The organism is Sphingobacterium thalpophilum, from assembly GCF_901482695.1.
Taxonomy (GTDB): domain Bacteria; phylum Bacteroidota; class Bacteroidia; order Sphingobacteriales; family Sphingobacteriaceae; genus Sphingobacterium; species Sphingobacterium thalpophilum.
The window spans coordinates 5,047,107-5,066,248 of record NZ_LR590484.1; the positions used below are offsets into that span (position 1 = coordinate 5,047,107).

The 19,142-nt window shown below is 45.1% G+C and carries 20 protein-coding genes, 1 tRNA gene and 1 pseudogene; 13 read left to right on the plus strand and 9 right to left on the minus strand.

Annotation, left to right across the window (positions count from 1 at the left end; translation table 11 throughout):
• Positions 1-5: 5 nt before the first annotated feature.
• The 4 genes and pseudogenes from FGL37_RS21205 to FGL37_RS25870 form a co-directional block, all read right to left on the minus strand.
• On the minus strand, positions 6-362 hold the full coding sequence (locus FGL37_RS21205; protein WP_028070371.1) for an SPW repeat domain-containing protein: 357 nt from the start codon (positions 360-362) through the stop codon (positions 6-8).
• Between the two features lie 18 nt (positions 363-380).
• Complete coding sequence (locus FGL37_RS21210; RefSeq protein WP_051606982.1) at positions 381-905, minus strand: hypothetical protein; 525 nt, start codon at positions 903-905, stop codon at positions 381-383.
• Between the two features lie 18 nt (positions 906-923).
• A complete protein-coding gene (locus FGL37_RS25865) occupies positions 924-1,499 on the minus strand; it encodes an MDR/zinc-dependent alcohol dehydrogenase-like family protein (protein WP_232048797.1) in 576 nt (191 codons plus the stop codon).
• Between the two features lie 201 nt (positions 1,500-1,700).
• Positions 1,701-2,075 (minus strand): annotated as a pseudogene (locus FGL37_RS25870) (alcohol dehydrogenase catalytic domain-containing protein); the annotation flags it as partial.
• Between the two features lie 304 nt (positions 2,076-2,379).
• Between FGL37_RS25870 and FGL37_RS21220 the strand changes: the two are divergent.
• The 4 genes from FGL37_RS21220 to FGL37_RS21235 all read left to right on the plus strand — a co-directional run bounded on the left by FGL37_RS21220 (position 2,380) and on the right by FGL37_RS21235 (position 6,948).
• Positions 2,380-2,787: a hypothetical protein gene (locus FGL37_RS21220; RefSeq protein ID WP_028070368.1), complete on the plus strand. Its 408-nt coding sequence runs from the start codon at positions 2,380-2,382 to the stop codon at positions 2,785-2,787.
• Between the two features lie 183 nt (positions 2,788-2,970).
• Complete coding sequence (locus FGL37_RS21225; RefSeq protein ID WP_160169498.1) at positions 2,971-5,349, plus strand: ABC transporter permease; 2,379 nt, start codon at positions 2,971-2,973, stop codon at positions 5,347-5,349.
• Between the two features lie 10 nt (positions 5,350-5,359).
• Complete coding sequence (locus FGL37_RS21230; protein ID WP_051606981.1) at positions 5,360-6,436, plus strand: serine hydrolase domain-containing protein; 1,077 nt, start codon at positions 5,360-5,362, stop codon at positions 6,434-6,436.
• 182 nt (positions 6,437-6,618) lie between these two features.
• A complete protein-coding gene (locus FGL37_RS21235; RefSeq protein ID WP_028070366.1) occupies positions 6,619-6,948 on the plus strand; it encodes a YegP family protein in 330 nt (109 codons plus the stop codon).
• A gap of 227 nt (positions 6,949-7,175) precedes the next feature.
• Here the strand turns inward: FGL37_RS21235 and FGL37_RS26215 are convergent, their stop codons facing one another.
• On the minus strand, positions 7,176-7,706 hold the full coding sequence (locus tag FGL37_RS26215; protein WP_197734499.1) for an ABC transporter permease: 531 nt from the start codon (positions 7,704-7,706) through the stop codon (positions 7,176-7,178).
• 252 nt (positions 7,707-7,958) lie between these two features.
• Here FGL37_RS26215 and FGL37_RS21250 point away from each other — a divergent pair, with 252 nt between their 5' ends.
• The 4 genes from FGL37_RS21250 (at position 7,959) to FGL37_RS21265 (ending at position 12,039) form a co-directional block, all read left to right on the plus strand.
• Positions 7,959-8,381, plus strand: coding sequence for a Fur family transcriptional regulator (locus tag FGL37_RS21250; RefSeq protein WP_028070365.1), 423 nt, complete (start codon positions 7,959-7,961; stop codon positions 8,379-8,381).
• Positions 8,382-8,487: 106 nt separating this feature from the next.
• A complete protein-coding gene (locus FGL37_RS21255) occupies positions 8,488-10,551 on the plus strand; it encodes a heavy metal translocating P-type ATPase (protein ID WP_051606979.1) in 2,064 nt (687 codons plus the stop codon).
• Positions 10,552-10,732: 181 nt separating this feature from the next.
• The gene (locus FGL37_RS21260) at positions 10,733-11,185 is read left to right on the plus strand and encodes a VOC family protein (protein WP_028070363.1); all 453 of its coding nucleotides are present in this window, start codon (positions 10,733-10,735) and stop codon (positions 11,183-11,185) included.
• A gap of 56 nt (positions 11,186-11,241) precedes the next feature.
• Positions 11,242-12,039 (plus strand): class I SAM-dependent methyltransferase, encoded by a 798-nt coding sequence (locus tag FGL37_RS21265; RefSeq protein ID WP_028070362.1) that lies wholly within the window; start codon positions 11,242-11,244, stop codon positions 12,037-12,039.
• A gap of 154 nt (positions 12,040-12,193) precedes the next feature.
• On the opposite strand, the gene FGL37_RS21270 is transcribed toward FGL37_RS21265, so the two are convergent.
• Entirely contained in the window at positions 12,194-12,778 is a 585-nt protein-coding gene (locus tag FGL37_RS21270; RefSeq protein WP_037533539.1) for a dihydrofolate reductase family protein, read from the minus strand.
• A 237-nt stretch (positions 12,779-13,015) separates the two neighbouring features.
• On the opposite strand from FGL37_RS21270, the gene FGL37_RS21275 reads away from it, so the two are divergent.
• From FGL37_RS21275 to FGL37_RS21290, 3 genes are all read left to right on the plus strand, one after another.
• A complete protein-coding gene (locus tag FGL37_RS21275) occupies positions 13,016-13,963 on the plus strand; it encodes an NAD-dependent epimerase/dehydratase family protein (RefSeq protein WP_028070360.1) in 948 nt (315 codons plus the stop codon).
• A gap of 31 nt (positions 13,964-13,994) precedes the next feature.
• The gene (locus FGL37_RS21280) at positions 13,995-14,906 is read left to right on the plus strand and encodes a helix-turn-helix domain-containing protein (RefSeq protein ID WP_028070359.1); all 912 of its coding nucleotides are present in this window, start codon (positions 13,995-13,997) and stop codon (positions 14,904-14,906) included.
• 117 nt (positions 14,907-15,023) lie between these two features.
• Positions 15,024-16,139, plus strand: coding sequence for an alpha/beta hydrolase (locus FGL37_RS21290; RefSeq protein ID WP_232048757.1), 1,116 nt, complete (start codon positions 15,024-15,026; stop codon positions 16,137-16,139).
• Positions 16,140-16,336: 197 nt separating this feature from the next.
• Here FGL37_RS21290 and FGL37_RS21295 read toward each other — a convergent pair.
• Positions 16,337-16,427: transfer RNA gene (locus FGL37_RS21295), tRNA-Ser, on the minus strand.
• A gap of 144 nt (positions 16,428-16,571) precedes the next feature.
• Here FGL37_RS21295 and FGL37_RS21300 point away from each other — a divergent pair.
• Both FGL37_RS21300 and FGL37_RS21305 read left to right on the plus strand, forming a co-directional pair.
• A complete protein-coding gene (locus FGL37_RS21300) occupies positions 16,572-17,042 on the plus strand; it encodes a hypothetical protein (RefSeq protein WP_037533533.1) in 471 nt (156 codons plus the stop codon).
• 74 nt (positions 17,043-17,116) lie between these two features.
• Positions 17,117-17,626, plus strand: a complete 510-nt coding sequence (locus tag FGL37_RS21305) for a BON domain-containing protein (RefSeq protein ID WP_028070356.1) — start codon at positions 17,117-17,119, stop codon at positions 17,624-17,626.
• A 94-nt stretch (positions 17,627-17,720) separates the two neighbouring features.
• Here the strand turns inward: FGL37_RS21305 and FGL37_RS21310 are convergent, their stop codons facing one another.
• Positions 17,721-18,446, minus strand: a complete 726-nt coding sequence (locus FGL37_RS21310) for a tRNA threonylcarbamoyladenosine dehydratase (protein WP_028070355.1) — start codon at positions 18,444-18,446, stop codon at positions 17,721-17,723.
• Positions 18,443-19,102 (minus strand): TatD family hydrolase, encoded by a 660-nt coding sequence (locus FGL37_RS21315; RefSeq protein ID WP_028070354.1) that lies wholly within the window; start codon positions 19,100-19,102, stop codon positions 18,443-18,445. Before FGL37_RS21315 ends, FGL37_RS21310 begins: the two co-directional genes overlap by 4 nt.
• Positions 19,103-19,142 lie beyond the last annotated feature (40 nt).

Below are 19,142 nucleotides of genomic sequence, written 5' to 3' on the forward strand. Positions count from 1 at the left end.
CTGCCTTATACCATAACCTTGGATCTGGTCTTCGTCGTCAGTGCCACACCGATTTCGATAATACCGATGATGACATGTGGGAAGTACACTATATCTGCGAAGTCGAACAGCCAGGGTGAGAAGGCCAGAAACAAGCCCGAAAGCACATCAAGGACGAGATGCACATTCATGGGAATGATTCTGACCAAGCCCAGCTCGTAGTGGGTTATCGCACTGTATACCAAGGTCAGTATTCCTAGCACCACAAACACGGCTCCCTCGGGCCGATCATTGGCAAGGTGAAATAAAAATGGGCAAAGGATGAGAAAAACGCCTACCAGATAATCCAGGTAGCCGTGAGTCCTGGTGCTGAATATTTTCATAGCTTTTGTCAGTTTAAGTTATGGACGCTTTCCTGATCTGCAGAGCCGGAATATGACCGCTCCCGCGACCAATAAGCCTACGGCCGCTTTTGTGAGCATCGCCTTTCTATTGTATTTCCATTCGGATGAGAGGCCAAGCTCTTTAGGTATATTGGGGATATGTCCACTGCTGAGATCTTTCACAATGCCTTCCAGCACCTGGACGCGGTCGGCGAGCATGAGTGGCAGCCAGCGTCCATAGCTTGACTCGCTGTATTTAAACGCCACGCGCCTGACCATGCCACTGATGCCAGCGGGTGGGACCGACGTACCGAATACGGCAGTCAGATTGGGGCGCTCGACAGACTGCAGGATCTCCACCGTTTTGTCCTGCGGAAGCGGACGCTGCCAGGAATAGCCCCGATGCTCAGCATTGTTTCGCTGTTTGATGGGGTAGGTGGGATCGTTTTTCCGATCGGCATCTATACCCCAGCCTTTGATATGGGCATAGTTATGCTTTCTGTCATGGATAAAATCTTCGGATGTGGTTTGGTCTGTGATCATAATTGACAATATTAAATTTTACATGGATGGGGGTAACAATACCGTTTTGATGCAGCCGTCCAATTTACTGGAGAACATGTGGTATGCATCTGCGACCTCCTCGAGGGGAACCCGATGGGTAATCAGCGCCTTGGGATCTATGATGCCGGACTGTACATACTCGATGAGCCGTGGCAGCAGCCGTTTGACGGAAGCCTGGTTGGCCCTTATCGTAATGCCCTTGTTGAGCACGTTGCCGATCGGCACGAGACTATTGATGGGACCATATACGCCGACGATGGATACAATACCACCCTTTTTGACGCTATTGATGGCCCAGTGAAGGGCAGTGGTGGAGCCACCCTGAAGCATCATGTAACGTCCCAAAACGGTATTTATGGCATTGCCGGCAGCCTCGCAGCCGACCGCGTCGATACACACGTCGGCACCCAGTGAATCTGTGATGGTTTTAATGAATACGACCGGATCACCTATGGAACGGAAGTTGACCGCCTCGCACTGTGCATACCGTTCGGCAAACTCAAGCCGGTACTCGACCTGGTCTATGATAATGACACGGCCTGCACCAAAGAGCCATGCACATCTAGCAGCCATGATTCCAATCGGCCCCGCACCAAATACCACCACGGTATCTCCGGGCTGAATGCCGGCCATCTCTGCCGCCTGATAGCCTGTGGGGACCACGTCAGTCAGCAGCACTGCGTCGTCAGAATCCATCCATGGCGGGATGACTACCGGCCCCACGTCGGCATAGGGTACCCGCACATATTCGGCCTGTCCACCGGAATAGCCGCCGGCAGTATGCGAATAGCCGAATATACCGCCGACCGCTGTGGCCTCCGGATTGGACTCGTGACAATTGCCATACAGTCCCTGCTGGCAAAATGCACATTTGCCGCAGGCGATATTAAAGGGTACCATCACGCGGTCACCCACCTTCAGGTTGTCGATGGCGGAACCGACTTCCACCACTTCGCCAATAAATTCATGGCCAAATATGGTCCCAACACGGGTATCGGGGACCAGCCCATGGTAGAGATGCAGGTCGGATCCGCAGATACAGGAACGCAGCACCTTGACGATGGCATCCTGCGGATGGAGGATTTCTGGTAGTGGCATATTACGGTCGGCCCGAATACGGTATGGTCCACGGTAGTTCATTGCAAGCATATTACAGATATTTTAAATTAAACTTCAGTTCAATACATCATCTTTAGCGGAACTGAGAAATAGCGTTGCCGGTTAAAGATAAATGGTCACCTTGCTACTGATGAAGGTTATATTGCCGGTAATGGTTTGGATATTTTGCGTATATGTCACAATCACGGACGAAGAACGTATTAATTGGCGCACGTCCGTATTTTCCCCTTCAACTTTCAGCCGATCCAAAAAACATGGTGTTCTGAAGAAAGTGCCCTCAAACCAACGGTAGCTGATGATTGTTATTGACCATAAACAATGAAAGTAACACAGTATGGCAGACAGCAAGGCTAAACGTGTCTCTATCAATGAGCAGCTCAAACACGCGCGTGCGCTAGAATCTGAAGGCAAGACGGAAGAGGCTATAAAGGACTACAAGGCGATCCTCACAAAAGACAGTCTGAACACCACCGCCTACAACCGGCTGATGATCCTGTACCGTAAGCAGAAGGCCTACAAGAAAGAACAAAGTATGATTAAAAAAGCGCTCAGCGCCTATGAAAAAGACATTCTCGAAGACCAGCGTGAATGGAAAAAATCAAACGATAAATCTGCGGATCTCAGCCGGAATCTGGCGAAGGCCCTGGGCCTCATTGACGAAGATGGCAAGCCAGTCTATCAGGATCCTCAAATGATGGCTTGGCGCAAACGTCTGGATGTCGTGGAAAAGAAACTTAAATAATGGAATGATTTTGGTCGTTCGCTTCTGTACAGTTACTGTTCGAATTCGAACAGGTTGATAATGCGTCAACCATCTAAATAACTATGAAATAGAGTTTTAGAAAAATGGTCCGGCATATGCACTATGTGAAGCCATGTGTAACCTTTAGACCTCTATCACCGTATGTTGCGACATTATTTAAAATTGGCTTTTAGAAACATAAAACGCTCGTTCGGCTATTCGCTCATCAATATCCTCGGACTTGCTGTTGGCATATGCAGCTTCATGATCTTGCTGCTGTACCTCAATCACGAACTCAACTACGACCGGTGGAGCCCCGAGCTGGAGCGGGTGGCGCGGGTATCTCTAAAGGGAAAGGAGGATGTATATCAATCGACTCAGGCACCATTGGCTGCATTACTGCGCGACAAAGTCTCGATGGTGGCAGCAGCCACAAACATGACTCGGGATGAAAGTTTCGAAACACCACTGTCCACCGCAGAAAAAAGGATAATACAGAAAGGGATCGTAGCAGCAGATTCGCTATTTTTTAGTGTATTTCCCTACGAAATCACCGCGGGAGAAAGCATAGCACCGCTCAATAAACCCAACGCCATCGTGATCAGTGAGCATCTGGCAAAAAAAATGTTTGGAGAAGAGGACGCGGTCGGCAAAACCATCAAGATATTTAATGCCTATGAGTGTACCGTGACTGCTGTGATGAAAGGAGCAACAGGCCCGTCGCATTTAAATATTGAGGCAGTATTCCGTAATCCCAATGAAAAGAATAACTATCATTGGGGAAACCATTCTTATTTAACCTATATCAAAACCAAACCGTTAGTAAACCGGGTCGCTGTTGAAACGTTAGTGGATCGGATCTATTACGATGAGCAATTAAGAAAAGAGCACAATAACCAGGGGTATTCGGAATTTAAAAAGAGCGGATCACAGGAAGGGCTGTTTTTGGATTTTGCTCATGACATTCACAATTTTCCGAAACATGGCAGCAGCAACATCAAAACCGTGACCATATTGCTAGTGCTCGCAGCAATGCTGCTGATCGCAGGAGCCATCAATTTTAGCAACCTTTCTATTGCAGCTTCCTTGCGTAGAGCCAGAGAGGTCGGCGTCAAAAAGGTATTGGGTTCCAGCCGGGCCAGACTATTTTGGCAATTTATGGGGGAGGTGGCCATCCAATGTAGTATTGCTTTTGTTTTGGCTATACTGATGCTCTCGCTCATCCTGCCGCATTTCAACGCACAATTTAATGTCAATATCAACTTTTTAAACAGCGGGATAACCTTACGCCTCGTGTTGCAGGTACTGTTGTCACTTTCTATTGTCGTCGTACTGTCTGGTCTATATCCTGCGCTCTTTCTTACACGGTTTAATACGACCAAAGTACTGAAAGGCGATTATTCAAGAGGGAGGGGGGGCATAGCATTCCGCAATGGACTAATCATTGTACAATTTGCAGTGGCGGCATTTTTCATTTACGGCGTAACAGTCGTTAGCCATCAGCTCGATTTTATGCAGACCCGGGACAAGGGATTCTCTGCTGAACAGGTTCTACGGATACAGGCGTACAAAATGAGTACCAGGGAAGAGAATTTTGAAACCGTCAGATCCCAGCTGATGCGAATAAGTGGCGTGCAATCCGTCGCAAAGACAACAACAGTACCCGGTGACCAGCATGTGGACACGACAACAATTGAATTTAATGCAGCGGGACAAACCTATAGGATGAATTCAGTGAAAATTAGCGAAGCATATTTTGAAACACTGGATATTGGCCTGATAAGCGGGCGTTACTTTGACGGAAGTTATGCAGATCAGCATACCCGTTCGGCAATTATCAACAAAGCCGCTGCCGACAAACTGGGACATCGGCATGGGAAAGCTACTTCAATAGCGTTTGCTGGCTGCGATAGCGTACCGTTATCCGTGGTAGGTATAGTCGAAGACTTCAATGTACAGGGGCTGGAGCAGCAGGTGCAGCCTGCGGTATATACCATAGGTAACAATGCGTGCATATTCCAATCTGGGGGAGCCATCCTGGTCAAAATCGAAGGAACGGATGTCAAAAGGGTCGTGGAGGCAATAGAAGAAGTATGGAAGAAGATCGAACCCGATTTTGACTTAAAATACTCGTTTTTAGACGCTAATTTTCAGCAGCTGTTTTCAAGCCATATCCGTCTGCAGCGTATCGTATCGTTTTTCGGCATTACTGCCATCATGATCTCATTGATAGGTTTGTTTGCACTGACGGCTTTCCTGATTGGACAGCGCCAGAAAGAGATCAGCGTACGCAAAGTACTGGGGGCAGATTTACTGCATCTTAGCGTGTTACTCGGCAGTCAATATTTACAGCTCATAGCCGTTGCAATCGTGGTCGCCATTCCGATAAGCTGGTGGGCAGCAGAGAAATGGCTACAGAGCTTTGCTTACCGCATCAGCCTGACTGGCTGGCTGTTTGGATTGAGCGCAATAGGCATTCTACTGGCCGTGGCAACTACCGTCGGCATCCATATTATCAGAGTATCGCGTGCCAATATTTCGGATGATTTGCGCAATGAATAGTAAGTATTGTATGGTGTCAAAGTCCTTTTTCACGTCAGCTCGCCCGGCAAAGGCTCTTCTTTACTGTTGTATTTGTATTTCGATCACATTCCAATCCTGCAGAAAAGAAACAGCAGCCGACATCACAAGAACGTTTTACCAACAGGGGAAACTGAACGGGGCTATACTGTTGGCAAAAGACAGCCAGATCGTTATTGACAGTGCACTCGGATACAGCAACCCTTCGCTGGGTACTGAATTTAATACACCGGATCCCTGTTTCTACATTGCATCACTGGCTAAGCCCTTAACCGCGGCTGCCATCATGAAGCTCCAGGAATTACATTTACTGCGTTATGACGACCATGCTTCCGCATATATTAAAGAGCTGCCAAAATATGCAGCCGATGTGACCATCCGGCAGCTGCTTAATCACACTTCGGGCATAAAAGATTATGAAGCACCGACACAAACGAGTATTAATGCGTTGAAGAACGCTGATGTATTAGCATGGCTTAGCCGGGCCGCTGCACTGGATTTTCCACCGGGGACGAAGTTTAAATATAGCAGTTCGGGTTATATCTTGCTTTCAATAATTATTGAACGGATCACAAAAAAAACGTTTGCTGAATTTCTGCGCACAACCGTGCTTGCCCCACTAGACATGAAGCACACGTTTGTATTTGACAATATGGCTCATCCGATTCCGGGTAAAGTGACAGGTTTTGATAAGAAAAACCAGATTCTTGACTATAGACAATTAACAACAGGAGATGGAGGGATTTATTCAACCACAGGAGATCTACTGAAATTTGATAAAGCGCTGAGAGAGGGGACGCTCCTCAATAAAGAAAATACCGAGACGATGTACAGCATTCCTACAATCGATAAAGGAAACACAAGGGGTTATGGATTTGGCTGGTATGTTGACAGGTCAACCATGGAAGTATTCCATACCGGTGGTCTGGACGGATTTCGGTGCCTATTCTGGCGGGATTTAAAAAATAAGCTCACTTTGATCGTACTGACCAACAAAGGCGATGCTTTTGATCCGGGAGAGTATCTCCATGCCATGAGGAAAACCATGTATGATCTCCGTAACGAGTAGTGAACGACGGATCGTTTTCTCGATGCTTTGTAGAAAAAAAGCTACTAAAATGATTGAATCCATAAATTTAGCGTTAGCAGCGTATTAATTTTTAGATTGTATTACAATAAAAATAAAATAGATCGTTATGATTGGGGTGGAACAACATTCCAACACAATACATCATATTTATAATTGATACAATGGGAAAATTTGTAGTAAAAACACGAAAAGACGGAGAATTCCAATTTAATCTTAAAGCGAGCAACGGGCAGGTCATTTTGAGCAGCGAAGGGTACAGCACGAAAGCCAGCTGCCTGAATGGTGTGGAATCGGTCAAACGAAATTCACAGGACGACAACAAATTTGAACGTAAAATTGCCGCGAATGGCAAATTTTATTTTAACCTCAAAGCTACAAATGGCCAGGTCATCGGCAACAGTGAATTATATGAAACTGAGAGCGGCAGAGAAAAGGGGATTGAGTCAGTAAAAGCCAATGCCCCGAAAGCTACAATCGAGGACTTGGATTAGTACAGTGCAGATTTTTAAGAACAGGAAAGGCCGGGAACGGAACTTTCCTGTTCTTAAACACCTTGACTCTGCCGGCAGACACAGTGTTTTTTTGTTGCCACGGGCAGCCTATTCATCCCGCAATGCTTTCACAGGGTTGGCCAGAGCCGCCCGGATTGCCTGCGAACTTACGGTAGCCAGAGCCAATAACAGGGTGCCTATCCCGGAGAGGATAAAGATACTCCAGCTTATAGGCGTACGTTAACTGTACATCTGCAAAAAAAAGTGATCGGTAAACCAATACGATAAAGGAAAGGCGACCAAACACGATACAAGTACCAACAGGGTAAACTCCATGGACAGCAGGCCAGTGATGGAAAAGACAGAAGCCCCCAAGACCTTTCTGACTCCGATTTCCTTTTTGCGCTTTTCGGCCATATACGCTGCCAGGGCAAAGAGGCCAAGACAGGATACAAAAATGGTAACGATAGTAAACGCTCCAGCCAGAATGCCTTGTCGCCGAGTGTCTTTAAATTTCTTAACGTAGGCTTCATCAACATCGGCGAGGTGAAATCCAGAGCAACTTTGCTTCCAAGCAGATTATTGAGAGCTGGCAGGCAGAGCCATACTGCAGCAAGGGCGATGACGCCGCCAATAGAAGCGATGAGGATAGCCTCGGTGAGAAATTGGGCAATAAGTAAGCTCCTGTAGGCTCCTGTCACTTTCCGGACACCAACTTCCTTAGCGCGATTTTCACTGCGAGCAGTACTTAAATTCATAAAGTTGATGCAGGCAATCACTAAAATAAATCCTGCAATGAATAGAAACGCATGTATCATGTCAATCCGGCCGCCTACTGTTCATATCCGGACATGTTCTGTCCATTAGCGAACATATCTGGTGCATTAAAAATACTGAAGCTAAACCCCAGTACATTATACAACTCTTAACCAAAAAATTATAAAACTCTTATAGTAAACTTTCATAAATTTAGTCGAATTGAAAGGATTAAATTTAAAGGGAGGGCACACATGAAAAGTTTGGAAGAAAAGTTGTTAAACAGAAACATTAAGCCAACGGCGGTAAGATTACTGATTTTTAAAACAATGCATGGTTTTAAGAGAGCATTCAGCTTGATTGACCTGGAGGTAGAGCTGGAAACTGTCAATAGGTCCACCATTTTCCGGACGCTGAATTTATTTCACGACAATCTGCTCATTCATAGTATTGATGATGGCTCCGGTTCAATGAAATATTCCATCTGTACCGACGACTGCATGTGTACCGTCGATGATCTCCATGTGCATTTTAACTGCATACGCTGTAAAAATACCTTTTGTCTCGAAAGTATCTCTGTGCCCCCGATTCAGCTGCCTGAAAAATTTTTACTTGCAAGCATCAACTTCGTCATGAAAGGGTATTGTGACGACTGCTCACGTTTTTTTAAAACTTAGATTGCAGCAGACTAGTCTGCGTCAAGGGCAGCTCACCTCACTTTGCAACCAGGTTGCCAAACTCTCCACATAGCTTTGTCTTGTTGAATCATTAAAATAAACAGCTATGTCAAAAATATGTTGCAGTACAGATAATCGTCTGGAACTTACCAAAAAAAATGATCACGGACATCAATACGACACTGAGAGAGGGCAGCTATGCTGTCATCCCTCAGAAAGCGTCGCTAAAGGAGCGGGCATCCGGGAAGAAGATCACAGCCATGACCACGGTCACGGACATGAGCATAGTCATGAGACGGCGGGCTCGTCGGCTTTCCGTCTTTTTGTACAGCCAGCGATTTCGCTGATCCTGCTTCTTGCAGCCATTGGGCTTGACAACTATTTCAGGCAGGACTGGTTTGCGGGATGGGTCAGGCTACTATGGTATGTGGTAGCGTATATTCCTGTCGGTCTACCGGTCATTAAAGAAGCGGCAGACAGCATACGTTCAAAAGACTTGTTCTCCGAGTTTTTATTGATGACCTTGGCCACGATTGGCGCATTTGCAATCGGCGAATATCCTGAGGCTGTGGCCGTCATGCTGTTTTACGCTGTCGGGGAGACCTTTCAGACGCTCGCGGTGTCAAGAGCGAAACGCAACATCAAAATGTTGCTGGATCAGCGTCCCGACAAAGTAACCGTACTGCAGGACGGCAAATTGATAACCAAACCTGCTGAGCAAGCTGTCATAGGCGATGTGCTGCAGCTAAAGCCGGGTGAAAAGCTGGCGCTGGATGCTGAACTGCTTTCAGAAAGTGCCTCTTTCAATACAGCCGCCCTCACGGGGGAAAGTAAACCGGACACCAAGCGGAAAGGGGAAACCGTCCTGGCAGGTATGATCAACTTAACTGTCGTCTGCCAAGTCAGGGTGACGACAGCCTATAGTGACAGTAAGCTCAGTAAAATACTCAAACTGGTACAGGATGCTGCATCGCAAAAAGCACCTACGGAATTGTTTATTCGAAAATTCTCGAAAATATATACACCTATCGTTGTTTACCTGGCGATAGCAATTGCCTTAATGCCTGCATTTTTCGTTAATGACTATGTCTTTAGTGACTGGCTGTACCGGGCTTTGGTATTTCTGGTGATTTCCTGTCCATGTGCCCTGGTTATCTCGATTCCCCTGGGCTATTTTGGGGGAATAGGGGCCGCCAGCAAAAATGGCATTCTATTTAAAGGCTCCAATTTTCTGGATGCACTGGCCAAAGTACAACATGTGGTGATGGATAAAACCGGTACTTTGACAGCAGGGGTTTTTAATATTCAGGAGTTATTCATCAGCAACGAATACGACCGGGATCAGATACTTGGTCTCGTCAACGCACTTGAAAGCCAGAGCACACATCCCATTGCAACGGCCATCCGTAACTACTGGGGTGAACCTGATGCCCAGATCCGGGTGCACAATGTGGAAGAAATTCCGGGACATGGTCTTCGTGCATTCGCCAATGGTAAAGAACTATTGGTCGGCAATTTTAAACTACTGGACCGATACAATATCAGCTATGATCTGGCCACCCAAAAAATCGCTTCGACAGTTGTGGCAATTGCTTATGACCGGCGCTATGCAGGATATGTGACTATCGCAGATAGTGTCAAGACCGACGCTGCGGACGCGGTAAGTAAGCTGCATAAACTCGGTGTGCATACAACCATGCTCAGCGGCGACAAAAGCCTGGTCGTGCGGCAAGTGGCAGACCAGCTGCAAATTAACAGTGCTTATGGAGACCTATTGCCCGAGGATAAAGTCAACAAAGTAAAGGACATCAGAACGGAACGGGGGCTTGTTGCCTTTGTGGGAGACGGCGTAAATGACGCGCCTGTACTGGCGTGGAGTGACGTGGGGATCGCCATGGGAGGATTGGGCAGCGACGCCGCCATAGAAACTGCTGATGTTGTCATACAGGACGATATGCCTTCCAAAATTCCGATGGCTATCCAAATTGGCAGGCAGACCAAAAGAATCGTGCTACAGAATATCGTCCTGGCATTTGGCGTAAAGGCAGTGGTGCTGATTTTGGGAGCAGGTGGGCTGGCCACGATGTGGGAAGCGGTGTTTGCAGATGTCGGTGTGGCACTCCTGGCAATCCTGAACGCCGTTCGGATACAACGTATGAGGTTTGACTAGAACGTGATCATACAGCTGTTGGCCTATTTTTACACGTAAGTAAACAGCCCGTTTGCCGACAACGTAGAACATCACGCCCAGTAGAGGCTGGATTAATTATAATTTGCGTAACTTAGTATCTTAACGGTATAGGGAAGCAGTTAAGACGATCCCTTCGCGGAAATTTGTTAATAGGAGAAAGATGATCGAAGGTTTATACGAAACACATGTACAGGTAAGTAACCTGGAGAATGCAGTAAAATTTTATACAGAGGTTTTGGGGCTGGAGCTCGCCCATTATGATGACACCCGGCCCATCGCTTTTTTATGGATCGGGGAAAACAAGAAAGCAATGCTCGGATTGTGGGAACAAAAAGAGCATCTGCAGAAAAGGCACTTCGCTTTTCATTGTAGCAAGTCATTTATCCTGGACTCAGCCAACCAGTTTTTACAATCCAACGGCTTAGAAGCTTATAATTTTTTGAAGGACGGCACGAATAAGCCGATGGTTTTTGCGTGGATGCCGGCTTTGGCTCTTTATTTTGACGATCCGGATGGCAATCAGCTTGAGTTTATCCATATATTGGACGGTCAGGGGCAGCCACAGCTTGGTGTGATCAGCTATGAGGAATGGAAAGCTTTGCACAGTAAGTAACAGCTGCCCGATTTGCGCCATGCTTAAGTAGATTTAACAGCACTTATAAATCTCAGATGGAAGAAAATTATATAGAGATAAACCGTCAGTCCTGGAATACGAAAACAGAGATTCATCTGCGGTCAGAGTTTTATGATGTCGACGGATTTCTTGCGGGGAAAAGTTCGCTAAATGAAGTTGAAAGACAATTGCTGAGCGATATAAACGGCAAATCAGTCTTGCATCTGCAGTGCCACTTTGGTCTGGATTCGATTTCGCTGAATAGGCTGGGAGCAGAAGTAACAGCGGTAGACCTGTCGGATGTCGCCATAGAGCGGGCAAAGCAGCTGGCACAGGAAGCCGGTGCGGAAGTTCGGTTTATATGCTGCGACATATATGATCTACCCTGTTACTTGAATGAGCGGTTTGATATTGTCTTCACCAGCTATGGTGTGATCGGCTGGTTACCCGATCTCGACAAGTGGGCTAACCTGATCTCCAGATTTCTGAAGCCCAATGGAAGGCTGATATTCGTGGAGTTTCACCCTGTGGTATGGATGTTTGACGATAGTTTTGATAAGATATCCTACAGATATTTTAATGCAGGCCCCATTGTAACTTATGAAACAGGCACTTATGCAGAAAGAACTGCAGATATATCGCTCAAAACGGTGGGCTGGAACCATAGTCTAAGCGAGGTGATCACTAGTCTGATCACGAATGGACTGCTAATAAAGTCTTTTGAAGAGTACGATTATTCGCCCTACGACTGCTTCAACAACACAGTCGAACAAGAACCTAAAAAATATAGGATCAAGCATTTGGACGATAAAATTCCGATGGTCTATGCTATTATGGCGTTAAAGGAGGGATAAATTTAATCTTTTGCAAATTCGTCCGCTTTCTGACAGGCGACCAATAAGAAAATATACTGTGCCGCTGATATCAGATGCTACTCGGACTTTGGTGATGGTTCTTACCATTCGGCCGAATAGACAAAATAAAAGGGAAAGCAATTATGTCGCCAAGCTAAGAATTTTTCTGTGGTGTATAGGTAAGCAAAACCACACCATCTGAGAATACCTTGTGATCTGTAAGTGCGAAATGAAAAAGTTCAAAATCCTCGGGGAATAGAGAATACCCTTTACCAATAGCTACAGGTACTATAACTAATTGCACCTCATCAATGAGTTCAGCTCTCAATAACGATTGTGCCAAGGAAATACTACCCCACATAATCATGTTTTTTCCCTCGTTTTTATGTTTTATAGATCTGACAAAAGTAATAGCGTCATCCGGAACGAGTCTAATGTTTTCATGACGGCCCCAATGTACCTCTTGTAATGAGCTGGAAAAAACGATTTTTGGAATATCGTTCATTGCCTCTGCGATCTTGCCATCATCCCCTCCGGCCTCCGGCCAATAGGCGCTAAACATGCTATAGGTTTCTTTTCCAAGAAGAATCAGATCGATACTTTCCATAAGTTTTTCCTGATGTGGTGTTATTTCATTACCTATACTATTATAAGTTCCATCAAAAAAACCAGTGGTTTTGTCCCTATCTGCACAAAAACCATCTAGCGATATAAATTGTTGTAGAATAAGCTTTTTCATAATTTAATTTTAAATCGTCATTCGCTGTAGGCACACACGGTCTCAAAGACATTAATCTGTTCTCTTATTTTAATGCATAAAATTAAAAAGACTTTGGATTATTGGAGTTTTCCTATGACAAGAAATAGAATGAAAAAAGGTAATGTAACAGAGATTGTGTTACAACTTCCGTTGATTCAGATACGCTGCTTTTAGGCTGGTTACTGAACTTTGTATAATAATTTAAAGCAGCAAGATATGCAAACGATATTAGGAGCTAACGGTCAGATTGGCGAAGAGCTCGCCAGAGAACTTAGAAGAAATTTTACTTCTTCTATACGAATTGTTAGCAGGAATGCGAAAAAAGTAAATGACACGGACGAGATTTTTTCTGCGGATCTGTCCATTCGTGAAAAAGCGGTTGAAGCGGTAAAAGGCAGTGAAATTGCCTATTTCACATTGGGGCTTCCCATCAGTTCGGATCTCTGGGAGAAACAGTTTTCACTGATCCTACGTCATGTCATTGATGCCTGCAAGATCAACCATACCAAACTCGTATTCTTTGACAATACGTATATGTATCCCCAGGATGATCACGTATTGACAGAAGAAACCGCTTTTGACCCTGTGGGAAGAAAGGGAAGGGTCAGAAGGAAAATGGCCGAAATGGTGTTGAAAGAAATTGAATCCGGCGGACTTGAAGCGGTGATCTGTCGTGCTCCTGAATTTTACGGTCCGGGCAAAACGCAGAGTATTACCAATACCTTGATTTTTAACAATATCAAAGAAGGTAGCAAGCTGAAGGTTCCATTGAGCGCAAATAAGAAAAGAAGCCTGATCTGGACTCCTGACGCGAGCCGGGCTACTGCTTTGATTGGAAATACCCCTGACGCATTTGGTCAGACATGGCACCTGCCGGTCGATAAAAGCCATCCTACTTATAAAGAGTTTATCCGAATGGCAGCAGGAATCTACGGCAGAGACCTGAAATATTCTGTTGTCCGAAAACTGATGTTCAAAATAGGCTCACTTTTCAATAAAAGCGTAAAGGAACTGCTGGAGCTTCTTCCCCGATATGAACATGACAATCTATTTGACGATTCAAAATTCAGAACGAAATTTCCGGACTTTCAGGTCACATCCTATAAGCAGGGAATCAGTATCATCAAAGATGAACAGCTTTCACCTAACAAGATAATTAAGTAAATTAGTCATGTATAAATCCGAAAATCAGCATATGAAAACTCCGGAAAAAGTATCCTCTATAAGTACACTTCATCAATTCTTGGGTTTAAAGAAACCCGCCAACCCGCTGATCAGTGTATTTAATTTCGATGATGTTAAGCTGGAACCGGAGACCATACTTGGTGCGATAACCACTGATTTTTATGTCATTGCTTTGAAAAAAGACTGTGCCGGTGGAAAATGCAGATATGGACAGCAATATTACGATTTCGATGAAGGTACCATGTATTTTATTGCCCCGCATCAGGTCCTTCAGTTTGATGATATACTGCTTGACAAAGTAAGAGGGTTTGTCCTGGTGGTACACCCGGATTTCCTGCATGGTTATGGACTGGCATCTCACATAAAAGAATACGGTTATTTTTCTTACACAGCCAATGAAGCTTTGCATCTTTCTGAGAAGGAAGAGAAAACCATTTTTGATATCATAGCCAATATTGAACAGGAAATTGATTTCAACATGGATTCCTTTACACAGGATCTGCTTGTCTCTAATCTGGATCTTTTGTTGAAATATTGTGACCGTTATTACAATCGCCAGTTTCTGACCAGAAAAAAAATCAACAGTGACCTTCTTTCCAGGTTGGAGCTTTTATTGGATGACTATTTCAACAATGATAAATTAACCATTAACGGTATACCTTCAGTTCACTCTATTGCCGACCAATTACACCTGAGTGCCAATTATCTGAGCGATATGTTAAGGGTGCAAACCGGGCAAACAACGCAGCAGCATATCCAGAACAGGTTGATCGAAAAAGCAAAAGAATTACTGTCGACCACCTCCATGTCGGTCTCTGAAATTGCCTATCAGCTTGGGTTCGAACATCCGCAATCCTTTCACCGTCTTTTCAAAAGCCGAACATCACTTTCTCCGCTGGAATTCAGGTCATCATTAAATTAATCAGGTCGCTTTAAAATAAAGTTGAAATACAGAGATCGCTTACTAATTCCTGTAATTAGGCTACTTCCAAATCATCCAATATTGCGAACTTTCCTCCAATGTTGTTGTTGATGGTCATTGGATAACGGGGCAAAAGCCCTTCAGCTCGAAAGAGATGGCAAAGGTAGTTGTCGAGCAACTGGAAAAAATATAAACTTTGATGACCTAAATAAGGTTATTACTCATACGTTAATCATTAAAATTTCAATTATGGCAAACAATATTAAAGCTGAAAACGATCCACAGATCCTTTCAGGAATCAGAGAATTTTTGAATGGGTTGAATAATAGCGGCGGCAAACCCTTGGAAACACTGACTCCACGGGAAGCCAGACAGGTCTTGGTTGATGCGCAAAGTTCTGTGGAAGTAGATTATTCAGGAATTATGGAAGAAGAAAGGGAAATTACCCAGGATGGCATCACCGTCAATATCCATATTGTAAAACCTGCTAATGCCACTACTGAAAACCTTCCGGTATTTATGTTTACGCATGGTGGTGGATGGGTATTGGGCGATTATCCAACCCATAGAAGACTGGTAAGGGATTTAGTTGTTCATAGCGGAGCGGCAGCAGTTTTTACCGATTACACACCCTCACCAGAAGCGCAATATCCTGTAGCGATCAATCAAATTTATGCAGCTGCAAAATGGGTTTCAGAAAACGGGGCCGAAATCGGTGTTGACGGCAAAAATATGGCTGCTGCAGGAAATAGTGTCGGCGGAAATATGACTGCGGTCCTTTGCCTGATGGCTAAAGATAAAGGCGGGCCTGAAATAAAATTTCAGTTATTACTGTGGCCCGTAACTGACGCGGATTTTACCCGTGAATCCTGGCAGAAATATGCAGAAGAACGATTCCTTACCGCTCCATTAATGAAATGGATGTGGGATAATTACCTTCCCGACACCGAGAAACGCAAGGAATATTATGCGACTCCATTCAATGCGCCTTTGGAAAAGCTTAAAGGGCTTCCACCAGCACTGGTGCAGCTGGCTGAAAACGATATTCTTTTTGATGAAGGATTGGCGTATGCAAGAAAGTTAGATGAAGCAGGCGTTCCGACTACTATCCAGACTTATAATGGGTTTATCCATGATTATGGCTTGTTGAATCCGCTAGATCATATTGAAGCCGTGAAGTTTTCATCAGAGCAAGGCGCTCTCGCGCTCAAAAAAGCACTGTTCGGAAAATGATAATGAATAGATTGAAGCCAGATCATTTTGCCACGATTCTGCGACAACTTTCCAAAAATGCACGAAACTGTGTTTTTATTTCTATGCGGAAAGGAAGGGATTCGAACCTTGCAGGTTAAAGCGGCTTCCAGAGCGTATTCTATAGTCGTAAAACAGAAATGCCACGAATAGCGATTATTCGTGGCATTTGTATCATCTGGCGGAAAGGGAGGGATTCGAACCCTCGATACAGTCATCCCGTATACAGTCTTTCCAGGACTGCTCATTCGACCACTCTGACACCTTTCCGTGTTTCCGTGCACAAATGTAGCAATTTTTTAATTCATTGCAAGGCTGACTAGGTATTTTGCCTTCAGTTTTTTTATATTGTATTGAGATTAAGCTGATTGTTTTTATTTTTTTTTGAATTAAACTTATTCCTTATTTTTCGGGATGGGAAACGATTATTCTACAATCAAAAAGGAGCTCCTCAAAGTTCTTGTGGCACGTACAGAAGAGCGAATCGCTATGATCGACGCTGCGTTGGAGACGGCGCGCGACTCCAGCAATGACGACACAAAAAGTAGTGCCGGAGACAAATATGAGACCTCGCGCGAAATGATCCAGCAGGATATCAACCGCTATCAAAAACAGCTACTGGAAGCAAACAAGGACCTGCAGCAATTAGCGGCGATCAGTTCAATGCTGGACGAAAACAATGAACATGCCCGCCTGGGCAGTCTCGTTCAAACCAATGCCGGGTTCTATTTTATCGCGGTCAGCGTAGGTGCGCTAAAAATAGGGGATACCGGTGTTTTCGTGATCTCCCCAGTATCGCCCATCGGACAGATACTCCTGGGAAAGAAAAGAAGGGATACCTTTGTATTCAATAAAAACGAACAGCACATCATCAGCATCTATTAGCAGCCTAAAACCGCCGAAAGGAAACAATATCGCCATACAACTGTTCTTATATTGAACGCATATAAAATGAAGAAATGAGATTAAACAGTTTACTTTGTGCAGGTTTAGGTGTCCTGCTGGCTACGCAGGCGTGTCGGTCTCCGGAATCGGACGATAAACTACAGTCTACCATCGAAGCAGCTTTGGCGGACAACCAAGGTATAGAAGTGGATGTCGAGGAAGGAAATGTCACGCTGGACGGACAGATTGGATCAGATTCTTTAAAACAGTTGATCGAAGATAAGGTGAAACAGGCTGGTGGTACAGATATTAAGTCCATCCATAATAATATTATGGTCAACCTGCCTGAACCGGAAGACGCCCGCGAAAAGTATCATGAGATCGTGGAAGGAGCAGTCGACTCGACGTTGACCAGAGATGTCAACCGTGTGCTGGAAGAGTTCCCCACGATAACCGCGCAGGTAAAGGACGGTGTTATCATCGCAACGGGCAACATTGAAAAAGCGAAATTAGATACACTCCGCAAAAAGCTTGAACACATCAAACCTAAGAGCATTGATATGAAAGGGGTAACCAGCCGATAGGACATCCGCTGACAACAACTCAAAATAAAAGCTACGCTGTCCGGTGGACAGGTAGCTTTTACTATTTATGCATATGTTTATTTATGCGGCTAATTTACGTATTTTCTATGAGATCGCGAATAGCAACGGATGCAATGGCGCCGCCAAAAGCTGCCGGTAAATAGGACATCGTTCCATAGGCAGATTTCTTAAAATTGCTTCCATCGGTATAGAGCAATGAATTTTTGTCGGGAAGCTCCGTCGAAAAAGCGACCTTGACGCCATCACGGATACCATGCTTGCGCAACTTCTTGCGAATATGCTGGGCAAGTTTACAATTGTACGACTTGCTGATATCGGCGATTCTGATCTTTGTGGGATCGACTTTACCGCCCGCACCCATAGAGCTTACAAATGGAATTTTGGCCTCCAATGCCCGGCGTATAAAAAATAGTTTTGGCGTGATGCTATCGATCGCCTCCACACAGTAGTCGGGTGCCAGTTCCAGCAAATCAGGAATTTTCTCGGGAATAATAAAATCCTGTATCACCGTCAGGTCGAGCTCAGGATTAATTGACAGGAGCCGCTGCCGCATAATCTCGGCTTTCGCTTCTCCATGGTTGGTCGCCAGCGCAGGTAGCTGCCTGTTTCTGTTCGACGGATCTACGGTATCACCATCGATGATAGTCATTTTCCCAACTCCGGCACGACAGATAAATTCGGCTGCAAAGGAACCTACGCCCCCCAGTCCCAGAACCATCACATGTGAATTTGCCAGTTTTTCCAGCGCCGCCCGCCCGATCAAAGCCTCAGTGCGGGACAGCCAACTTAAATCTTTCATTTATTAAATAGTGTCTTATAGTTTCGGTATATTGCTTCTTTTAATGCATCCAATGGAATAGATCTGACGGTAGCAACATATTGATAAATAGCTTCGACCGTCGCTGCGGCTGATGTATCGGTTTCCAGAAACAATTGCGTCAGCGGTATATTTTTCAGCACCTGGTCCTGGCTGCCGTTTAGACAATGCGAACCGATCGACAGATAATATCCTAAAGCCAGCAACTGCTGCGCCAGAGTCCAGTTTTTACGATAGCCGTGAAAAATCACCCCCTGCTTAAATGCGGTTCGATCCAGCGTTTGCACCACTTCCTGAAAAGCACGGACACAATGAATAAGCAATGGCTTCTGGAATCTGGCAGCCAATGCAATCTGTTCCTCAAAGACATATTGCTGTAGCGCGAAAGGTACTTCTACATGTTTGTCTAGACCACATTCTCCGACAGCCATCACATTGTTCTGATGTAAAATGGTCTGCATATGCTGGAGCAGGGAGAGCGAATCATCATGGACATACCATGGATGAAGGCCTACGGAACAGGGCTTCCCGGATAAGATCTCATGGTGATTCAAGGCGATATTTTGAATAGAAATCACCGCATTGTCACCCATCGGATAATGCTGGTGTGTATGGATATCAATATAAGGCCGTTGCATCGTCAAACTGCACAAAGGTCGAAAAAATAGTTGAAGCAAA

Coding starts and splice junctions, on each gene's coding strand:
- FGL37_RS21270 (WP_037533539.1), bottom strand. CDS start 12,778: ATGAAAAAGCTTATTCTACAACAATTTATATCGCTAGATGGTTTTTGT.
- FGL37_RS21210 (WP_051606982.1), bottom strand. CDS start 905: ATGATCACAGACCAAACCACATCCGAAGATTTTATCCATGACAGAAAG.
- FGL37_RS21235 (WP_028070366.1), top strand. CDS start 6,619: ATGGGAAAATTTGTAGTAAAAACACGAAAAGACGGAGAATTCCAATTT.
- FGL37_RS21315 (WP_028070354.1), bottom strand. CDS start 19,102: ATGCAACGGCCTTATATTGATATCCATACACACCAGCATTATCCGATG.
- FGL37_RS21310 (WP_028070355.1), bottom strand. CDS start 18,446: ATGAAAGATTTAAGTTGGCTGTCCCGCACTGAGGCTTTGATCGGGCGG.
- FGL37_RS21255 (WP_051606979.1), top strand. CDS start 8,488: ATGTCAAAAATATGTTGCAGTACAGATAATCGTCTGGAACTTACCAAA.
- FGL37_RS21220 (WP_028070368.1), top strand. CDS start 2,380: ATGGCAGACAGCAAGGCTAAACGTGTCTCTATCAATGAGCAGCTCAAA.
- FGL37_RS21230 (WP_051606981.1), top strand. CDS start 5,360: ATGGTGTCAAAGTCCTTTTTCACGTCAGCTCGCCCGGCAAAGGCTCTT.
- FGL37_RS26215 (WP_197734499.1), bottom strand. CDS start 7,706: ATGAATTTAAGTACTGCTCGCAGTGAAAATCGCGCTAAGGAAGTTGGT.
- FGL37_RS21305 (WP_028070356.1), top strand. CDS start 17,117: ATGAGATTAAACAGTTTACTTTGTGCAGGTTTAGGTGTCCTGCTGGCT.
- FGL37_RS21265 (WP_028070362.1), top strand. CDS start 11,242: ATGGAAGAAAATTATATAGAGATAAACCGTCAGTCCTGGAATACGAAA.
- FGL37_RS21205 (WP_028070371.1), bottom strand. CDS start 362: ATGAAAATATTCAGCACCAGGACTCACGGCTACCTGGATTATCTGGTA.
- FGL37_RS21275 (WP_028070360.1), top strand. CDS start 13,016: ATGCAAACGATATTAGGAGCTAACGGTCAGATTGGCGAAGAGCTCGCC.
- FGL37_RS21300 (WP_037533533.1), top strand. CDS start 16,572: ATGGGAAACGATTATTCTACAATCAAAAAGGAGCTCCTCAAAGTTCTT.
- FGL37_RS25865 (WP_232048797.1), bottom strand. CDS start 1,499: ATGGCTGCTAGATGTGCATGGCTCTTTGGTGCAGGCCGTGTCATTATC.
- FGL37_RS21280 (WP_028070359.1), top strand. CDS start 13,995: ATGAAAACTCCGGAAAAAGTATCCTCTATAAGTACACTTCATCAATTC.
- FGL37_RS21260 (WP_028070363.1), top strand. CDS start 10,733: ATGATCGAAGGTTTATACGAAACACATGTACAGGTAAGTAACCTGGAG.
- FGL37_RS21250 (WP_028070365.1), top strand. CDS start 7,959: ATGAAAAGTTTGGAAGAAAAGTTGTTAAACAGAAACATTAAGCCAACG.